Source organism: Salinisphaera sp. RV14 (assembly GCF_052044135.1).
GTDB lineage: Bacteria > Pseudomonadota > Gammaproteobacteria > Nevskiales > Salinisphaeraceae > Salinisphaera.
In genome coordinates this window covers 13,649-33,756 of record NZ_JBQDYF010000020.1, presented here as the reverse complement: position 1 = coordinate 33,756, position 20,108 = coordinate 13,649, and the positions used below count along the sequence as shown (strand labels likewise).

Below are 20,108 nucleotides of genomic sequence, written 5' to 3'. Positions count from 1 at the left end.
CATCCCATGGCCACACGCATCAGCCCGCTCGCCGGCAAACCCGCCCCGCTAGATCTGCTGGTCAATGTACCCCGGCTGGTGAGCGCCTATTACACCGGGCTGCCGGATCCGGGCGTGCCGGCGCAACGCGTCGCCTTCGGCACCTCCGGGCATCGGGGCTCGTCGTTCGCATTGTCGTTCAACGAACGTCATGTGCTGGCGATCACGCAGGCGATCTGCGACTACCGCAAAAGCCAGGACATCGACGGGCCGCTGTTTCTCGGCATCGATACCCACGCGCTGTCGGAACCCGCCCGGGCCAGCGCCATCGAGGTGCTTGCCGGCAACGGGGTCGAAACCATGCTGGCCACCGACGACGAATACACGCCGACACCGGCGATCTCGCACGCGATTCTGACCTACAACCGCGGGCGTACATCCGGGCTGGCGGACGGTATCGTGGTGACCCCGTCCCACAACCCGCCGGACAACGGCGGCTTCAAGTACAACCCGCCGAACGGCGGGCCGGCCGACGAGCACATCACCGACGCCATCGAGAACGCGGCCAACGCCCTGCTCGAAAAGGACCTGGCCGGAATTAAGCGAATCCCCTGCAACCGCGCGCTGCAGGCAGCAACCACGCATCGCCACGATTTCGTCACCGCCTATGTCGCCGATCTCGGCCAGGTCGTCGACATGGATGCGATCCGCGCAGCCGAGGTGCATATGGGCGTCGACCCGCTGGGCGGCGCCGGCGTGCACTACTGGGCACGCATCGCCGAGCACTACCGGCTGGACCTCACCGTGGTCAGCGACGTAGTCGATCCGACGTTTGCCTTCATGACCGTCGACTGGGACGGCCGGATTCGCATGGATCCCTCGTCGCCCTATGCAATGCAGCGCTTGCTCGATCTCAAGGATCGTTACGACATCGCCTTCGGCTGCGACACCGACCACGACCGGCACGGGATCGTCACCGGCCAGGCCGGTTTGCTGGCACCCAACCACTATCTAGCAGTCGCCATCGATTATCTGTTTAGCCACCGCCCGCAATGGAGCGCGCAGGCCGCAGTGGGCAAGACCGTGGTCAGCACCGGCCTGATCGACCGTGTGAGCGCGCGGCTGGGCCGGCCGCTGGTCGAAGTGCCGGTCGGCTTCAAGTGGTTTTCTGCGGGGCTGTTCGACGGCTCGCTCGGTTTCGGCGGCGAGGAAAGCGCTGGGGCATCGTTCCTGCGCCGCGACGGGTCGGTGTGGACCACCGACAAGGATGGCATTGTGCCCGCCCTACTGGCAGCCGAAATCACCGCGCGCTGCGGCCATGATCCCGGCGCCTTGTACAACAAGCTCACCGACGAACTCGGGTGCCCGCTGGCCGACCGCGTCGAAGCCAAGGCCACCCCGGCGCAGAAACAAGCGCTGGCCGCGCTCACGCCACACCGCATCAGCGCCCACGAACTCGCCGGCGAGCCGATTACCGGGATCATCGATACCGCGCCCGGCAACGGCGCGCCGATCGGCGGCATCAAGGTGATGACCGCCAACGGCTGGTTCGCCGCTCGCCCGTCGGGCACCGAAGACATCTACAAAATCTACGCCGAGAGCTTCGACGACGAGGCCCATCTGCAACGCATTCTGAAAGAAGCGCAGGCCATCGTCGACCAGGCGATCGCCACACCGTGACCACGCACTCTGCCACGGCGCCCGACCCGGCCGCCATCGCTGCCGGCGCCACCTCCGACGGCGCGATGCTCGACCGCCTGCAACGCACGGCATTCGATTATTTCCTGCAATGCGTCAACCGCGACAACGGCCTGGTCGCCGACACCACGCGCGACGACGCGCCGTGCAGTATCGCGGTGGTTGGTTTTGCCCTGTCGGCATTACCCATCGGGGTCGAACACGGCTGGATCGAGCGCGCCGAGGCGGTACAGCGCACGCTCGCTAGCCTTCGTTTCTTCATGGCCTGCGATCAGTCGGGCAGCGCCACTGCCAGCGGTTTTCATGGTTTCTACTTCCACTTTCTGGATATGCAGCTCGGCACCCGCGTCTGGCATTGCGAACTCTCGCCGATCGATACAACCCTCCTGATCGCCGGCATGCTGAGCGCTGCGGCCTACTTCGACGCCGACACGCGCGACGAAACCGAACTCCGCCAGCTGGCCAACGCCCTCTACGAGCGGGTCGACTGGCGCTGGATGCAGGACGACGGCGACACCGTCATGCAGGGCTGGAAGCCGGAATGCGGTTTCCTCCACTACGGCTGGGAAGGTTACAGCGAGGCGCTGCTGCTCTACGCGCTGGGGCTGGGCTCACCCACCCATGCGCTGACCGAACAGAGTTTTCGCGCCTGGACGATGACCTACCAATGGGAACATCTGTACGGCTACGATTTCCTGTACGCCGGGCCGCTGTTCATTCACCAGTTCTCGCAAGCCTGGATCGATTTCCGCGGCATCCGCGATGACTTCATGCGCGAGAAGAACTGCGATTATTTCGAGAACAGCCGGCGCGCGACCTATATCCAGCGCGAGTATGCGATCCACAATCCAAAGAGCTTCGCCGGCTACGACGCCGAGCATTGGGGCTTGTCGGCCGGCGACGGCCCTAGCGGCGATGCCCGACAGGTGGCCGGGCGCGAGCAGTTCTTCTATGGCTATGCCGCGCGTGGTGTGCCCTTCGGCCTCGACGACGGCACGATTGCCGGTTCGGCGACCGCCTCGTCGCTGGTCTTCGCGCCCGAGATCGTTCTGCCGGCGTTGCGTGCGCTTCAGGCGGACGGTGTTGCACACGGCGTCGATCTGATCCGTGCCAGCGGCTTCAATGCCACGCTCGGAGACACCCCCGCGAAAGCCTGGACCACGACCGATCTGTTTGGTCTAGACCAGGGCATGATCGTGTTGATGATCGAAAACTACCGGTCCGGGCTGCCCTGGCGCCTGACACGAAATCTGCCCTGCATTCGAGCCGGCCTGCGCCGCGCCGGCTTTCGTGGCGGTTGGTTGAAGCACTCCGAACCGGCCAAGCCATGAAGTCAGTCGGCCCTGCGCTCGACTATCCCTGCGCGAGCACCTCAGATCAGGAACTCTGCGCCCACGCTCGGCCGGCCGACTGGCGCAACCCGCGGCCCCGCCTGCCCTACGACTGGCTGGTCATCGGCGCCGGGCCTGCCGGGCTGACTGCGGCACGCAGCGCGGCAGCCCTCGGCGCTCGCGTCGCGCTGGTCGAAAGTCATCTGCTGGGCGGCGTTTCGCTGAACTACGGCTCGGTGTCGGCACAGGCGCTGATCAGAACCTCGCGTCTATACGCAGAGATGCGCGATGCCGCTCACTACGGCGCACGCGCCCCGGCACACGTCGACGTCGATTTCCCACTCGCGATGGAACGTATGCGTCGCATCCGCGCGCGTCTGGGCCATCTCAATTCCGCAGCGAGCGTTGCCGCCCTGGGCATCGACCTGTTTTTCGGTGCGGCGCGTTTCGTCAGCGACGATGCCATCGATCTCGATGGCACCCGGCTGACGTTCAAGAAAGCGCTCATCGCCACCGGCTCGCGGTCGTTGCTGCCGACCCTTCCGGGGCTGACCGAAGCCGGCTACCTGACCAACGAAACCGTGTTCGATCTAACCGAACTACCCGCCAGCCTGCTGGTAATCGGCGGCGGCCCGGTGGGATGCGAGCTCGCCCAGGCTTTCTGCCGCTTCGGCTCGCACACCATCATCGTCCACGACGAACCGCTGTTCCTGCCCCGGGAAGAACGCGATGCCGCCCAGCTGCTCAGCGCCGCGCTGGCTCAGGACGGCGTCGAGATTCATCTGAATACCACCGCCATCAATGTCCGCATGGACAACGGCCGGAAGGTCATCGAAACAGTCAACGACGGCGACGTGACAACCCTCACCGCCGACACGGTATTGACCGGCATCGGTCGCGTGCCCGCCGTGGCTGGACTGGACCTCGAAGCAGCCGGGGTCGTTTTCGACACAACGGCCGGCATCCGGGTGGATGACTTCCTGCGCACCAGCAATCGACGAATCTTCGCGGCTGGCGACGTCTGCATGCAACACCAGTTTGTCGATACCGCCCATGCCTCGGCGCAAATCGCCGTCCACAATGCGCTGTGTCGGCAGCGCCGGCGCGTGAGTGCCCTGACGACTCCCTGGTGTACCTATACCGACCCGGAAATTGCCCATGTCGGTCTGTATGTCCGCGAGGCACGCGAGCGTGGTATCCCGATAAAGACCTTCACGGTACCGATGCACGAGGTCGATCGCGCAATCGTCGACGGCGGGGAGGAAGGGTTTGTTAAAATCCATGTCCGCGAAGGCACCGACACCATCCTGGGCGCCACCATCGTGGCGCGACACGCAGGCGAAATGATCAACGACCTGTCGCTTGCGATCGTGGCCGGCATCGGTCTGGACACCATGGCAGGCGTGATTCATGCCTACCCCACTCAGGCCGAAGCGATCAGAAAAGCCGCACAGGCTTGTCGCCGAACCCCTCGGCCGCGCTGGCCCACATGGCTGCAGCGCGGGTGGCTCAGGCGATAACGACCGGACAACTCCGTGCCACCGCTATCGGGTGGCCCGATCCAGTGTCCGCTCGCCGTGATCTCTGCAGCAGGTCGTTCATCCGGGCCGCTGGCCTTGCAGCCGATGGGCGCCGAAATCGATCAAACTCAGGCACGACCCGCATGAACACGCACAGAAACACTCGCCGAGCTGCGTATGTTCTCGGCGCCGCAGACCGGGCATTCGATCACAAAGGCTGACACAGCCGATGAACTGCACCAGACTCCGCGCGCGACGGCCGGTGCGATCCCCGCGACGCTCAACCGTGTTGCCTGGCGCACAGACACGCCGGACACGGCGGCAGACACTGATAGACAACACCACCGCTATTCAAGGCACATAATAATGACCATCCCGTTGGTCAACGAGACCGAGGCGACCCGGCGACGCACCCGTTTGCCTGCAGGATCTGACGACGGTGCGATTTCGTGCTGGGAAAATGAGGGCGGTGCTGTTCAGCAGGCAGCCGGAACGTCCCGGACACATCTCCGGGAAAAACACACCGAGCGAAAGATCGCAGCCTGGATGATATCCCCGCGATAGCCCCAGAAGCCTGTTGTTAAAAGCTTCCGATATACGCCATGGACCGCCGGTCCGGGCATGAGTCTGTAATGGAACCAGAATTCACCCACGATCAGAGCACGGTTAAACCGCAATCATGGGTCCGCATACTGGCCGGATACCGCGAGCCCAGCGCCAGGCGCAGCGTACTGGAAGTGATGATCACGCTAATCCCGTTCGCCGGCATCTGGTGCTTGATGTGGGCGGCGGTGGACCACGGCTACTGGCTCGGTTTGTTGTTGGCCGTGCCCGCCGCGGGCTTTCTGGTGCGGCTGTTCATGATCCAGCATGACTGTGGCCACGGCTCGTTCTTTGCTTCTAGGGGCGCCAATCACTGGCTCGGCCGCGCCATCGGCGTATTGACGCTCACGCCCTACGATTTCTGGCGGCATACCCACGCCATGCATCATGCCGCCGCAGGTAATCTCGATCGCGAGGATTTTGGCGGCATCGACACGCTCAGCGTGCGCGAATTCAGGGCCCTGTCGCGCGGGCAGCAACTCCGTTATCGACTGTACCGGCATCCGCTGGTGCTGTTCGGCCTCGGCCCGGCCTATCTGTTCATCGTCCACAACCGTTTGCCGGTGGGTTTCATGCGCGCGGGCTGGATGCCGTGGTTGAGTACCCAGGGCACCAACGTGGCGATCATCGCGTTGGCTGGCCTTTTGATCTGGTGCATCGGACTCGTGCCGTTCCTGCTGGTGCAAGTGCCGATCACGCTTGTCGCCGCGACCTATGGCGTCTGGCTGTTCTATGTCCAGCACCAGTTCGAGACCACTTATTGGGAGCGGGAATCGGACTGGCGTTTTCACGACGCCGCGCTGCACGGCAGCTCGCACTACGACCTGCCGCCTGTCCTGCGCTGGTTCACGGCCAATATTGGCGTGCACCATGTCCATCACCTATGCAGCCGGGTGCCCTCCTATCGGCTGGCGGAAGTGCTGCGCGACCATCCCGAACTACGCGCGGTTGGCCGCATTACGCTCTGGCAAAGCCTGCGCTGTGTGCCGCTGGTGCTATGGGACGAGCAGGAACGTCGACTGGTGTCTTTCAGAACGGCGCGGGCCCTGCACGGCATACCTTGCAAACGCGTCCCCTGCAAACGCGTCGCGTAGGGACTGTTTAGAACATGGTCGGCGAACCAGTCGAGAGGGCTGATATTGCCCGAGCCAATCACCGCTTCAATGCCCGGTCACAGAAGCCGTCGCCACGGATCAGACCGGGCCCAGTACACGAGACACCAGGGCCGCGATCATCTGTTCTTCGTCGGTGGCGATGACGCGTATAGTGACGCGGGCCGATTGGCGAGAAATCAGTGCGGCACCGGCCGCGTTCTGCATCGGGTCGATCGTGATGCCTAGAAAATCCAGCCCGTCACAGATGCGATCGCGGATGACGGGTGCGTTCTCACCGATACCCCCAGCGAAGACCAGCGTATCCAGCCCGCCGAGCGCCGCGGCGTAGGCACCGATCGTCTTCTTTGCCTGATAGCAGAACAGGGCGATTGCCTCCGCGGCTCGCGGGTCATCCGCCTCGCTGGCCAGCAGATCGCGGATATCGCCGCTGGTCTCGGACAGCCCGAGCAGACCGGATTCGTGGTTGACGATGTGGTCGAACTGCGCGGGCGTTATCGCCGCTTCGTCCGCGAGAAAACGCACCAGACCGGGGTCGAGATCACCGGACCGCGTCCCCATGGGTAGGCCGGCGGCCGGTGTGAATCCCATGCTGGTATCGACGCCGATGCCAGCACGCACCGCGGCTATGCTCGCGCCGCTGCCCATATGGGCCAGAATCACGCGCCCACGGGTGGCCGCCGGGTCGCCCAGTCGCGCCAGCTCCTGGATCAGGTAGGCATAGGACAGACCGTGAAATCCGTAGCGCTGTACGCCGAGCGCCTCAAAGCGGCGCGGCAGCGCGATCTGGGTGGCCACTCGTGGCATGTGGCGATGAAACGCGGTATCGAAACAGGCGATCTGAGGACAGTCCGACAGTCGTTTGCCGAATGCCTCGATCAGTTCGAGCTCGCGCGACATGTGCTCGGGGTCACGCGGGCGCAAGCGTTCGAGCTCGGCGTGCAATGCGGGCGTGATGCAGGCCGGTTCGGCGTGCTGGAGCCCCTGCACCACGCGATGGCCAACCCCCGCGATGCCATCGAGGGCGCCGCGTTGTTCAAGCCAGTCGACGAGTGCTGCCACCGCGGCGCCATGCCCGGCGCCGTCGAGCGCCGTCTCGCCCGATTCGTTGGTCGCCGTGTCCGTGAACGACAGCGTGGCCCCGGCCTTACCGATACGCTCGATCTTGCCGCGTAGCGTCAGCAATGGCGGTTCGCCCCGTGCAAAAAGCGCGAAACGAATGCTAGACGAACCACCATTAACGGTGAGAATCGCGCCCTCGACGGCAGATCTACCCATCAAAATTCACCGCTGGCGGCTAAAAGCCCGACCGACTTCACTCCGGCGCCCGGCCCCTCCCGAGAGACCTCGCGGGCCGACGGATATCAGGCCGCGGCAGCCGGCTGGAGCGGGGGCTGCGCCTCAGCATCCGGATTGGGCACGGCCTGACCAGCGAGCGCGAAGGCCAGCGTGGCCGACGACGGATTGAGGCTGTCGACCATGGCGCTAGGGATAAGAATCGTCGCACCACGTTCCTTGGTGGTCTCGTAGATGATGTTCATGGCGCGCAGCTGCAGCGCCTGCGGATGCCCCGCATAGGTCTGGGCAGCCTCGACGAACTTGCCGGCGATCGCAGCCTCGGCCGAGCCCAGAATCACGCGCGCCTGTTTCTCGCGCTCGGCCTGGGCCTGGCGGGACATGGCGTCCTGCAGGGCTTCGGGAATCGCGACATCGCGAATCTCAACCGAGCTCACGGTAATACCCCACGGCGCGGTCTTGGCGCCGATCTCGAGCTTGAGCTGTTCATCGGCGTCCTTGCGGTCGGACAGTAGCGCGGCGAGCATCGACGAACCGATCATCTCGCGCAGCGAGGTCTGGGCGACCTGGTCGATGGCCTGGCGGTAGTTGGTGATCGCCAGCGCGGCCTTTTCGGCGTCATGCACGTGCCAGAAGATGATGGCATCGACATTGACCGGCACCGTGTCTCGGGTCAGCGCCTGTTCGGCGTTGAAGCCGGTGGTCTGAATGCGCTGATCGATGACGGCCACAACCGTGTCCATCACCGGAATGATGGCGAATAGCCCTTCCCCACGGACGCTCTGCAGCTTACCCATGCGCAGGATGACGAACTTCTGCCAGACGTTGGCCATCTTCAGCGACAGCGCGACGACCACCGCGGCCAGGACGAAGACGCCGGCCAGATACGGGCTGACCCAGAAGCCCGCCGCGGCGGCGGCGGCAATACAGAGTGCAACGCAGAATAGAGTGATCGGGTTCATGACGAGGGCTTCCATCGCGCAGTGGAGGACGTACTCGACGATGCGCCGGCCAGCAGTCGGCGTCCGTGCGCTAACCCACGCTGGCTTACGGTGATCGCCGCGCTCGGGTCGGTAAACGCCTGCCTGCTAGCGCGCCAGCGCGACGATGGACTCGGCATGGAACGCCGCGGCCTCGGCCACGGCCGCGCAGCCCGGGTCATCGGGCAGAACATTGATCGCAGCCACCGGATGCCCCGCCAGCACTTCGATCGCCGCATATGCGCTGTCGGCCAGCGCCTTGGCGTTGTAGCCGCCTTCGAGCAGCATCACCAGACGGCCGTCGCAGAGCTCGTCGGCCAAGGCGCACATGCCCTGTGTGATGGCGGCATAGCCAGTCTCGTCCATGGCGCAGGTCATATCGAGGTAGTGACAATCGAAGCCGGCGGATACCAGCAGAACATCGGGACCGAACGCGCGCGCCGCCGGGCTCACCACCTTCGCGAACACGTCCAGCAGTGCGGCGTTGCCAATACCCACGGGCAGCGGCACGTTGAGGTTGGTGCCCATGCCGGGTCCGGCACCGGTCTCCGCCAGCAGACCGGTGCCCGGGTAGAACGGCGCCGCGCAGTGGCTGTCGATCACCAGCACGTTGGGATCGTCATAGAAAATGGCCTGGGTGCCGTTGCCGTGATGCATGTCCCAGTCCCAGATCAGCACCCGTTCATAGCCGAGCGTGGTGCGAGCATGTGCAGCCGCGACCGCGATGTTGTTGTACAGACAGAAGCCCATCGCACGATCGGCCGGCGCATGATGGCCGGGCGGGCGCACGATACAAAACGCCCGCCGGGCGTCACCGGCCGCCACGGCCTCGAGCGCGCTGATGCCCGAACCCGCCGCCAGGCCGGCCGCCACCACGCTACCCGGCGATACTGCAGTCGTATCCTGCGCCAGCCAGCCCGATTGACCGTCCAGCGACTGGATATGGGCCACATACGCCGCGTCATGGGCCTGTTCGAGCTGGCGGGCAGTGGCGGCGGCCGGCAGCACCCAGCGCACGCCGTCGATGGGCTCCAGCAGCAGCCGATCGACGATCGCGGTCAGGCGCTCGGGTCGTTCCGGGTGGCTGTAGGTCTCCAGGCTTGCGTCCGGATATTGCAGCGCGATCATCGCCTTGACCGCGTCGGTCCATTCGGGATGCTCCGGATCCCAGCCGTGTGGGTTATGGCCGAGCATGCCCAGGTCGTAATAGACCCATACCGTCGTCGCCATCGCAGTCATCCAGCTAGCGCGCGGCCCGCCGGCGCGCCATCAACGATCTGCCGGGCCTCGGCCCGGATTGCAGCCACACGACCGGTTGCCCCGATGCGCCGAAGGTCGCCCGCCGGGCGGCAACCGCCGGATCCGGCCGCAAATGCAGATAGAGCCCGAAAAGGGCCATCGCGTCGACCGGCGCTGCCGCGCCGATCGGTTGCCTGCCCTGCGGATCGATTGATGCGCTCATGCGGTTGCCTGCGCGATGGTAACGTGCCGCTGCGTGAGCGCCTGCAGGAGTGCGTCCCACGAAGTCGCGGCGCTCTGAAGGCGATCGCGCTGCAGCATGCCGGCCATTGCGTCGAGATTGATTCCGGCGCGGGTACAACGCGCGAGCACGATTTCGCCGTCCTCGCTGTGGTGTGCGATGGCGCCGCGCAACTGCCCATGGTCGGCAAAGGCGCGCACCGTTTTCTCGGTCACGCCATTGATGGTCCCAGGGGCCGCCAGCGCGTCGACATACAACGTATCGGAGGCGAATGGATCCAGGCTGGCGGTATCCGACCAGAGCAGCCGCTGCGGGGGCGCTCCGGCCGCCGCAAGCCGCCGCCATCGGCGGGAATCACGCAACTTGCGATACGCTCGGTAACTGCGCTGAGCCACTGCCGTCCCGACCCGATCATGTAGGTCCTGCGGAATTTCCGTGCGCTCGTTGGGCTGATCCCAGTCAAAGTGCATCGCGGTAACCGCCGCGACCTGTGAATCCACCCCCGCTTCCCGATAGCGCCGATAGTAGGTGCTACGCGTCGTGGGCGCAGCGACCTTCTGGCGTACATCGGCCGGGAGGCCGAGACGCAGGGCGCTGTCCCAGGGGCTGACGACCAACGACGCAATGGATGCCACGTTGGCATCGAGACCCGCGGCCAGTCGGCGCTCGATACCATTCATGTAGGCTTGGGCGGCCGCGAGATATTGCGCGCGCGAGCACAGCAGCGTGATGCGGACCGGCACGCCGGCGAAGATCGCTGCTTCGATCGCTGGCATACCGGCCGCCGTTCCGGGGATCTCGATCAATAGATTCGGCCGCTCGGCGCGGGCATGGCATTCGGTGACCGCTGCGACCAGACGCGGCGTATCCGCGACCACCTTCGGCGAGACCGCCAGCGACGCCCAACCTTCGGCGCCGGCACTTGCCTCGAACAGCGGCCGGAACAGGTCGGCTGCGGCCCGCGCGTCATCCAGCACCAGCGTCCTGAGCAGCGCCTCGCCGTGCAACCCGGCCGTCGACGGTATTCGATGCTCGATATCGTCGACGTCGATCGCACCGCTGAAACCGTCGACCCGGGTGGGCATCGACGCCAGGCCGGTGATCGAGAAGTCGTCGATCAGGGTCTGCAGGCGACCGTCGTCGAGCATTCCCCGGCCGACGCCATCCAGCCAGAGACTCTGGCCGAGGCTTCGTAAACGATTGATAGCAGTCATAGTCATCTCCGGTGACGGGGTCGAGCAGCGCCGCGATACGACCGGCGCGAGGGTCGGGTATCACGGTTCATGCGGCAGGCTCGTCGAGATAGTGGTCGTCGGCCTCGGCCTGCGTCGCCGTGGGCCGGTCGTGGCAAAGCAGCAACTGGGGCGATCGCCCCCCGCTGATGTCGATCCCGTCTGCCCCGACTGTACGCAGACTCACTTCGACCGTATGGGCTTGGCTGTCGTCGACCAGCGCAACGCCCGCCGCGCCCTGCTCGACGCCGTCCAGCAACAGTCGCTGCGTGGATGCGCCCGCCGCGATCAGGGTCTGGGTGACTTCGATGTGATAAACCGTGGCGCCGTAGCTATAGTCGAGCGCATAGCTGCGCCATTCGTCGGGAATACAGGGCACGATCTGCAGATGATCGGCCGTGCGCCGCAGCCCCAGCAGCGACTCCACGATCAGCCGATAGGCCCAGCCAGCCGAACCGGTATACCAGGTCCAACCGCCGCGCCCGGTGTGCGGCGCGAGTGCATAGACATCGGCGGCCAGTGCATAGGGCTCGGTCTTGTAGATCGCCACGCCGGCGGCAGACACCGCGTGGTTCACGGGGTTGATGATCGCCATCAGCTCCCAGGCGCGACGGCTGTCGCCCAGTCGGGCGAAGGCCATGGCGGCCCACACCGCCGCATGCGTGTACTGACCGCCGTTTTCGCGCACCCCGGGCACATAGCCCTTGATATAACCGGGGTTCATGGGGGTGGTATCGAACGGCGGATCAAGCAGTTGGATCAGGCCATCACCGCTTTCCGAGCCGCGGCGCACGAGTCGCACATCGACCGCGTCCATCGCGCGGCGCGAACGTTCAGACTCGCCGGCTCCGGAGAGCACCGACCAGCTCTGGGCAATCGAGTCGATCGTGCATTCGACATTTGTCTTCGATCCCAGCGGCGTACCGTCGTCGAACCAGGCGCGCTGGTACCACTCGCCATCCCAGGCGTGGTGATGGATCTGCACGCGCAACTGCCGAGCCTGGGTGATGCAGCGTTCGGAAAATGCCGCATCGCCGTAGTCGGCGGCCAGCGCCGCAAAGTTCCGAAGGACGTCGTAGAGGAAAAACGCCAGCCATACGCTTTCACCCTGGCCTTTGATGCCGACCAGGTTCATGCCGTCGTTCCAGTCGCCCGACCCCATCAGCGGCAAGCCATGCTCGCCCAGGCGGAGGCCGTGTTCGATGGCCCGAACACAGTGCGCATACAACGTCGCACTCGCCTCCGAGCGGCCCGGCAGTTCGTAGTAAGACTCCTCCTCCGCCTCCAAAGGCCGACCTTCCAGAAAATGCAGGTCCTCGTCGAGCACGGCGCGATCGCCGGTGCTGCGGACGTAGCGGCAAACGGACGCCGGCAGCCACAAATAATCGTCCGAGCACCGCGTGCGCACGCCGCGACCGACCGGCGGATGCCACCAGTGCTGCACGTCGCCTTCGGGATACTGGTGCTCGGCGGCCCGCAGCAGATGCGCACGAACGACGTCGGGCGCGGCATGCACCAACGCCATGCCGTCCTGCAACTGGTCACGGAAACCGTAGGCTCCGCCCGACTGGTAATAGCCACTGCGTGCCCAGACCCGGCAGGCCAGCGTCTGATACAGCAGCCAGCCGTTGGCCATGACGTTGATCGCCGGATCCGGCGTATGCACCTGGACCGTACCGAGCGTAGCGCGCCAATACTGGCGCACGGCGTCCAGCGCGGTACGAGCCGAGCCGGGCTGGCGCAATCTCAGCGCGAGTGCGCGGGCCTGATCAATATCGGTGGCCGCCCCGAGACGGAAAACCACCTCATGGCTGGCGCCGTCCGCCAGCTCAAAGGGGATCTGGATCGCGCCGCAGGGATCCATACCGGCGCCGAGCCGTCCCGACAGCCGCCTGCGGCTCATCGCATCGGGCTGGGCGAGCCCGCGGTTACGCCCGATGAAGGCGGTTCGATCGCCGGTGAGCGTACGACCGGGCGCGTCGGCGTCGATGAATGCGATCCGACCGGCGAAATCGGTGTTGTAGGCATTGCGTGCGAACAGCGCACCGCTGGCCGGATCGATTTCGGTCACCAGATGCATCGCGGACTTGGATCTCAGATCACCCAGCACCCATTCCACGTAGGCGGTCGCCGACAGCCGCCGTCGACGACCCGAGGTATTGCGTACCTTGAGCACCGAGAACTTCACCGCCGCATGGCGATCGACGTACACCCAGAGCTGCGAGCGCAGGCCCTGAGCGTCGTGCTCGTACACCGTATAGCCGAAACCGTGACGACAACGATAGCCCAGACCGTCGGGGCTGGGCAGCGCGGTCGGCGACCAGTACGCGCCGCTGTCCTCGTCGCGCAGATAGAACGCCTCGCCGGCGGACGCGCCGACAGCGTCGTTGCTCCAGGGCGTGAGCCGGTACTCGTGGGCGTTTTCATGCCACGTATAGGCTGGCCCGCTCTCGCTCATCACCGTGCCGAATACCGGATTCGCCAGCACATTGACCCAGGGCGCCGGCGTCCGGTGCTCGGCGCGGCTGGTGATGACGTATTCCCGCCCGCTCGCCGAAAACCCCCCGAGATCGTTGCCTAGGATGAGTCGGTCGCGCGCCGCATCGGCGACGACGCGCCGCCGCATCGGCGTCGTGGCGCGACTCCAGCGGGCCGGTACCAGACGGTCGCCGCGCTTGGCCACGAACGGCCGCCGTTCGATCTGGTCCGCCAGGCTGCCATGCCCGTCGATGACGATCACTCGAGCGACTGCCTGCAGCAGAATGCGGTCCTCGTGCGAGATCTGCTCGGCCTGGCGTACGAAGATGCCACCGGGCCGGTCGACCGCGCTGGCTTCTGTGCCGGTCGCAATCAGACCCATGATGGCGTCCTGCAGGCTCTGGCGATAGCCGACGTGTTCCTCGTTCCAGACCACCAGATCGACCATCAGGCCCTTCAGCCGCCAATACGCATGGCACTGGATCAGCTGGCGGGCCAGCTCGATGTGCTCGCTGCTGGATATCTTGAGCAGCACGATCGGCAGATCGCCCGAGATGGCATAGCCCCAAAGGCCCGACTGGCCGCGCCGGTTCTGCGCCAGCAAGCCCGCATCGGCGCGCAGGCGGGCGTTGGCATAGATCACCGAGCCGGCCAGACGCCGGTAGAGCTGGGCATCGACCTCGCTGGCATTGATCTGGCGCAGCGTCACGCCGCTATGGGTCGCGGCGATATCGCGCACTCGGTCGGCGAAATGTCGATCCTGATATTTACCGACGAGCGCCATGCAGGCAGCCCGGTCGTCGGCCGCGCCACTGACGAGATCGACTGTGGCCGACTGCTCCGGCGCGAGCACGATCCGAGCCCGAATCGACACGATCGGGTCGAGCACGGAGCCCACGGTCCCCGACAAGGGCCCGGCCGCGTCCATGGCCGCCGGCGCGACCAGATCTCGACCTCGGCCAATGAAACGCATGCGATCGGTTTCGCAGGAGACCGTGTCCAGTATCGTGCTGTTGGCCGCCATCAGGTGGAACATCCACGGCGTGGCTTCCTCGGGCGCGCGTGGGCGTCGGGTACACAGGATCGCGCGTTGGGATTCGACGAGCTCGGTCTGTACGAACAGATTGCCGAAGCCCGGCTGGGTCATGTCGGACGCCTGTGACGCCAGCACCACTTCAGCGTAGCTGGTGATCTCGATCGTGCGCGGCATGCGCGACCCGTTGGTCAGGCGGATCCGGCGCAGCTCGATATCATCCTCCGGCGAGACCACGATCTCGGTATAAGTCTCGATGTCGTGATCCCGACGCCGGTATTCAGCGCGCCCTTCGGAGAACATCGCCTCATAGGCCGTCGCCGGCGCCCGGGTCGGCTGATGGGTGGCCGACCAGACCGCGCCGCTGTCGACATCCCGAAGATAGACAAAGGTGCCCCAGTCATCGCGCGTGACGTCCTCGCGCCAGCGGCTGATGGCCAGATCCTTCCAGCGGCTGTAGCCGCCGCCGGCATTGGTCATCATCACCTGATACCGACCATTGGACAGCAACTGCACCTCCGGGGTCGGTGTATGTGCGCCGATCGGCAGACACAGTGGCACAGCCGCTACTTCATCAAGCACGCTCTGGCGCGCCAGTTGCCCGACGTGGGTATGCACGATCGGCGTCTTGGGACTACGCTCCTGCAGCAGCAGCAGAGTCGCCTGGCACAGCGGATCGGATGCGAAACGTTGCTGCATGCGAGGGCCCAGCAGCAGCGAACCCAGCGCCAGCAGACTCATGCCCTGGTGATGCGCCATGAACGAGCGCACCACCACGCTCGATTGGCTAGCGAGCAATCGGGTGGGCGTGTAATCAATAGCCTCGTAGAAACCGTAGCGGCCTTCCAGACCGTCGTCCGCCAGTCGTTGCAGGTTGGCACAGGCCGCCTCGGGCGCGATCAGCAACGCCAGCGCCGAGGCATAAGGTGCTACCACCGCGTCCTCGGCGAGGCCGGGCTTGAGGCCGAGACCCGGCACGCCAAAGGCCTGATAACGATAGTTCTGGCTGGCATCGAGGCTGCCATAGCCGGACTCCGAGACCCCCCAGGGCATCGCGCGCTGCTTGCCGTAGGCGATCTGTCGCGACACGGCGGCGCGATAGGTCTGGTCGAGCAGCGTGCCGTCATAGGAGGGCATGACGAGCAGCGGCATCAGATACTCGAACATCGAGCCGGTCCAGGACAGCAGCACGCGTGACCCGGCGGCAGTCGTCAACAGACGGCCCAGCGCGAACCAGGCCTCCTGCGGTAGCTGCCCCTGCGCAATCGCTACGAAACAACACAATCGGGACTCGGAGGCCAATAGATCGTAGACGCTGGCATCACAGCGGAAATCGTCGACGTTATAGCCGATCGCCAGCAGGTGACGTGTGTGATCGTAAAGAAACGCATAGTTCATGCTGGCGAAGGCGCCCGCTTGCCCGGCCAGCAGCCCGCAGCGATCGATACGCGCGTTCGCGCGCTGTCCCGCGGTGACGATGGCCCCCCGCAGATCGTGCAGCCACACCCACGCATCGTAGTCCGCCGGCGAACAGAGGTTGATACGCGCATCGACCCGGGCGACCAGCTCGACACTGCTCGCGGTGAGCGCCCGGAGCGTGTAGATCGCATCCAGATCGAGGAAGCCTTGCAGAGGCCCCGGGGGCTCGGGCAGGCCCAGCCACGGCGCAAAGCGATCGAGCTCCGCGAGCGCAGCACGGGTTTGTCGCAGCAGCGCCGCCAGCGTCGCCCGCGTCGCCTCGGGCACCGCGCCGTCCAGGCGATCTTCCAGATCGATGGCCGCCTTGCTCAGCGGGTTCAGCCGGTCCCAGATGCCGGACAGCGTGGTCGGCCAGGCGCGTCCGGTGGGTGCCAGCAGGGCATCCAGCCAGGCGACGTCGTCCTGCAGTGATTCCGGCGCGGCCTGTACCAGCATCGCGAGCGTATCTGCCAGTCCCTCCAACAGGCGCGGCTCGACAACCGGCTCATCGGGCAGCGCTTCCAGAGCCGCGCGCAACGTGAGCAGATGGCCGGCGAGATTGCCGCTGTCGACCGATGACACATAACGCGGCGGCAACGGCTGTAGCGACTGGGTGTCGTACCAGTTGTAGAAATGGCCCTGGTAACGCTCCAGTTGGTTCATCGTGGCGAAGGTATCGGCAGTGCGATCGAGCAGCGTGCCCGCGGTGATATAACCAAAATCGCGGGCCGCCAGATTAGCCAGCAGCGCCAGCCCGATGTTGGTCGGCGAGGTACGGTGGGCGATCACGGGCCCCGGCTCCTCCTGAAAATTGTCGGGCGGTAGCCAATGGTCTTCGGCAGTCACGAAGTGCTCGAAGAACATCCAGCTGTTGCGGGCCGTGCGGCGCAGGAACAGCGTTTGCTCATCACTCAGGTGCGGATCGGCCCGTCGAAGCGGCTGACTGACCCACCAGGCCAGCGCCGGACCCAACAACCACAGCAGCAGTACCGGCGCCGCCGCGAACCCGGCCCACGGCTGGAACAGCACGATGCCGGATGCTGCAATCACGCTCACGGCCGGGCCAGCCCACATCACGCGATAGGTCGTCCGGACATCGGGCAAGTGGTCGTCATCCGGCCCACCCGAGACCCGCCATTCCAATAGACCACGGCCGCTGATCAGCATCCGCCAGAGGCTGCGCGCAATGGCGTCGAGACTGAAAAACGCCTCATACGGCAGACAGGCAATCGTGAAACCGGCCTGGGCAAAACTATGTCGTGCCACCATCAGCACAGCAGCCAGATGCTGGCGCCACGGGATGTCCTCGGGACGGCGCACCGCCGCGACAACACTGATCAACGCCGTCGGCAATAGCAGGATCCCCAGCACCGCCAACGTCCAGGCCGCCGTCTGCGGCACCCACCACCAGCCGAACACCAGCAACGCCACCAGGGCTGCCGGCACCACACTGCGACGCAGGTTGTCGGCGATCTTCCAGCGCGACAAGGACGGCAACAGGTTGCGCTGGAAGCCGTGATCGGCGCGCGGCACCCAGGGCATCAGCCACTGCAGGATCTGCCAGTCCCCGCGAATCCAGCGCGCCCGCCGGCCGACATCCGCGGCATAGCGCGTCGGATAGGCTTCGTACAAGTGCACGTCGCTGATCAATCCGGAGCGGGCGTGACACCCTTCCAGCAGATCATGGCTGAGAATGCGGTTATCCGGAAAACGGCCCTTGAGCGTGGTCTCGAAGGCATCGACATCGTAGATGCCCTTGCCGATGAACGAGCCCTCGCCGAACAGATCCTGATACACATCCGAGGCCGAGCGCGTATACGGATCGATGCCCGGTTCGCTGCCGAACAGAGCGCCATAGTGGGAACGACTCGTGGCCGACAGGCTTGCTGCCATGCGCGGTTGCAGGATTCCGTAGCCAGCACGGACACGTTGCCGGCCCTCGTCATAGCGCGGGCGGTTGAGCGGATGCGCCATAGTGCCGACCAGTTCGCGCGCCGCATCGCGCGGCAGCTGGGTATCGGTATCCAGCGTAATCACGTACTGCACCGCGGTCAGCGTGTCGACGTCGCCCGTCACGCAGGAAAACGCCTGCCAGCCCTGCCCTCTAAGCGCCGCATTCAGATCGGCCAGCTTGCCGCGCTTGCGTTCGCGCCCCATCCAGCACTGCTCTGCGTCGTTCCAGACACGCGGCCGGTGAAACAGGAAAAAACGGTCGCAACCCATGCCCGGGTATTTGGCGTTGAGCGTCTCGATGCCGACCCGCGCCTGTTCCAGCAGAGCAGAGTCCTCCGGCGCGGTCTCGACATCAGCATCTTTCGAATCGGTGAGCAGTGCGAAATGCACCACGGCGTCGCGGTTGCCGAGAAAACGAACCTCCAACGCCTCAAGCAGCGACTCCACCCCTTCGCTGTTGCCGAGCATGCTCGGCACCACCACCAGAGTGCGCAGCGATTGCGGCAACCCGGCCGAGAAATCCATCCGCGGCAACCGCTTGGGCATGATCATCGCCGTCGCCGACCAGTTGGACACGGCCGAGGCGAGCTGGCTTGTAGCCAGCAGCGCGATCAAGCCGAGCAACACCAGCAGCCACCCCATCGGCCGACCGTTGTCAGCCAGCGCCAGCAGGCCAGCGCTGAAGATGAGCGTCATCAAGGCGATCGAGCCGAGATACAGCGGTACGCGGGCGCGGCCGACATGGCGGCCCACGCGCGCCAGCAGCGTCTGTCGAGCCTCAATTGCATCTTCCAATTGATCGATGCCGGCGTCGACCAGATAAAAACCGATATGGCGGATCGGCGCATCGTGATTCGCGCCATTGCCGGCATTCTCGGCCAGTCGGATCGCCGAGCGCGCAACCTCGCTCTCGGAAAGGTCGCTGCGCTTGGCCAGCCGATCAACCACCTGTCGATAAAGATCCCGGGTCGCGAAATCCATAGCCGCGTAGCAGTCGGCCGGGTCCGTGAGCAGGATCCGCTCGACCACGCTGTGGGTCTCGACGAAGGTGCGCCAGTCCTCGGCCCCCAGAAAACGCAGGCTGGTAATGGTATTGCTGATCGAGACCTGGTCGCCGGCCCGCTGCTGGTTCTCTGTGCTCACGAGCCGGTCGATGGTCTCGCTCGATTCAGCCAGGCGCTGTGCAACCCAGGTCAGCGGCAGCGCGAGTGCCGGCCCGTGGCCCTGCAGACAACGCACGAGTTCAGCCACGAACGGGCTGGTCATGGGCGGGTTCGAGCGCGCCATGTCGGCGATCACCAGAACCAGGCTCTTCGGATCTTTCTCGGCAATCGCCATCATCTGGTCGGCCCAGGCCTGGGCCTGGTTCAGTTGCAGGCGCGCAGCGCTGGTGCGGGCCGCGACGCGACGCAGATTCTCGATCAACGCAAGGCGCAACATGATCGGAATCGCCCACAGCTCACCGAGCGTGAGCGCCGTAACCGTCTGGTAGGCCGCCAGGAAGCCGCTGAGCAGTTCAGAATCTACCCGGCCATCCCCATGAGCGATGACCTCGAGCGCGAGATCGTAAACCCGCGGCAGCCCCTTGGAAGGACCGTTCGCCAGGCGCGGCAGTTCGCGGCTGTAATCACGCGGCAGATGCCGACGAGCGATACGGATCTGTTCCTCGATCAGGTACAGATTGTCGAGCATCCATTCACCGGCCGGCGCGATCCGCAGCCGTGAAGCCGTCGCTGTAGTGAGCACGCGGCAGGTCGCGATCAGCACCCGCTCGTTGTCGTCCAACCGCCTCAGCAAAGGGTCGATCAGCCGCCCATTGCCCAATACATGCAACCCGGCCAGCGCTTGGCCGTGCCGGGCCATCTGCTCAACACTGAACAACTCCGCGTGCAATGGCGTGGCATCTACATCCGCATCTTCGCTAGCCACACCGCGGCCGCGCATAACACCGGCCA

The 20,108-nt window shown here is 65.3% G+C and carries 9 protein-coding genes; 4 read left to right on the top strand and 5 right to left on the bottom strand.

Features of this window, described 5'->3' with window-relative positions; all coding sequences use genetic code 11:
• Positions 1-6: 6 nt before the first annotated feature.
• From pgm to ACS8Y6_RS15535, 4 genes are all read left to right on the top strand, one after another.
• Positions 7-1,659 (top strand): phosphoglucomutase (alpha-D-glucose-1,6-bisphosphate-dependent), encoded by a 1,653-nt coding sequence (gene pgm / locus ACS8Y6_RS15550; RefSeq protein WP_440850631.1) that lies wholly within the window; start codon positions 7-9, stop codon positions 1,657-1,659.
• 65 nt (positions 1,660-1,724) lie between these two features.
• Positions 1,725-3,008: a glucoamylase family protein gene (locus ACS8Y6_RS15545; protein WP_440850664.1), complete on the top strand. Its 1,284-nt coding sequence runs from the start codon at positions 1,725-1,727 to the stop codon at positions 3,006-3,008.
• Entirely contained in the window at positions 3,005-4,528 is a 1,524-nt protein-coding gene (locus ACS8Y6_RS15540; RefSeq protein ID WP_440850630.1) for a mercuric reductase, read from the top strand. Before ACS8Y6_RS15545 ends, ACS8Y6_RS15540 begins: the two co-directional genes overlap by 4 nt.
• 632 nt (positions 4,529-5,160) lie before the next feature.
• Positions 5,161-6,225 (top strand): fatty acid desaturase, encoded by a 1,065-nt coding sequence (locus ACS8Y6_RS15535; protein ID WP_440850629.1) that lies wholly within the window; start codon positions 5,161-5,163, stop codon positions 6,223-6,225.
• Between the two features lie 99 nt (positions 6,226-6,324).
• Here ACS8Y6_RS15535 and ACS8Y6_RS15530 read toward each other — a convergent pair whose 3' ends face one another.
• The 5 genes from ACS8Y6_RS15530 to ACS8Y6_RS15510 form a co-directional block, all read right to left on the bottom strand.
• Positions 6,325-7,521, bottom strand: coding sequence for an acetate/propionate family kinase (locus ACS8Y6_RS15530; protein WP_440850628.1), 1,197 nt, complete (start codon positions 7,519-7,521; stop codon positions 6,325-6,327).
• Between the two features lie 86 nt (positions 7,522-7,607).
• Entirely contained in the window at positions 7,608-8,501 is an 894-nt protein-coding gene (locus tag ACS8Y6_RS15525; RefSeq protein WP_440850627.1) for a slipin family protein, read from the bottom strand.
• A 126-nt stretch (positions 8,502-8,627) separates the two neighbouring features.
• Entirely contained in the window at positions 8,628-9,749 is a 1,122-nt protein-coding gene (locus tag ACS8Y6_RS15520; protein ID WP_440850626.1) for a histone deacetylase family protein, read from the bottom strand.
• A 228-nt stretch (positions 9,750-9,977) separates the two neighbouring features.
• Positions 9,978-11,213 carry a transaldolase family protein gene (locus tag ACS8Y6_RS15515; RefSeq protein ID WP_440850625.1) on the bottom strand — a complete coding sequence of 412 codons (1,236 nt, stop codon included), beginning with the start codon at positions 11,211-11,213 and terminating at the stop codon, positions 9,978-9,980.
• A 67-nt stretch (positions 11,214-11,280) separates the two neighbouring features.
• Entirely contained in the window at positions 11,281-20,097 is an 8,817-nt protein-coding gene (locus ACS8Y6_RS15510) for a GH36-type glycosyl hydrolase domain-containing protein (RefSeq protein ID WP_440855968.1), read from the bottom strand.
• Positions 20,098-20,108: the final 11 nt, after the last annotated feature.

Excerpts from the sequence above, each read along its gene's own strand:
- ACS8Y6_RS15545 (WP_440850664.1), top strand. The coding sequence starts at position 1,725 with ATGCTCGACCGCCTGCAACGCACGGCATTCGATTATTTCCTGCAATGC.
- ACS8Y6_RS15540 (WP_440850630.1), top strand. The coding sequence starts at position 3,005 with ATGAAGTCAGTCGGCCCTGCGCTCGACTATCCCTGCGCGAGCACCTCA.
- pgm (WP_440850631.1), top strand. The coding sequence starts at position 7 with ATGGCCACACGCATCAGCCCGCTCGCCGGCAAACCCGCCCCGCTAGAT.
- ACS8Y6_RS15510 (WP_440855968.1), bottom strand. The coding sequence starts at position 20,097 with ATGCGCGGCCGCGGTGTGGCTAGCGAAGATGCGGATGTAGATGCCACG.
- ACS8Y6_RS15515 (WP_440850625.1), bottom strand. The coding sequence starts at position 11,213 with ATGACTGCTATCAATCGTTTACGAAGCCTCGGCCAGAGTCTCTGGCTG.
- ACS8Y6_RS15530 (WP_440850628.1), bottom strand. The coding sequence starts at position 7,521 with ATGGGTAGATCTGCCGTCGAGGGCGCGATTCTCACCGTTAATGGTGGT.
- ACS8Y6_RS15535 (WP_440850629.1), top strand. The coding sequence starts at position 5,161 with ATGGAACCAGAATTCACCCACGATCAGAGCACGGTTAAACCGCAATCA.
- ACS8Y6_RS15525 (WP_440850627.1), bottom strand. The coding sequence starts at position 8,501 with ATGAACCCGATCACTCTATTCTGCGTTGCACTCTGTATTGCCGCCGCC.
- ACS8Y6_RS15520 (WP_440850626.1), bottom strand. The coding sequence starts at position 9,749 with ATGGCGACGACGGTATGGGTCTATTACGACCTGGGCATGCTCGGCCAT.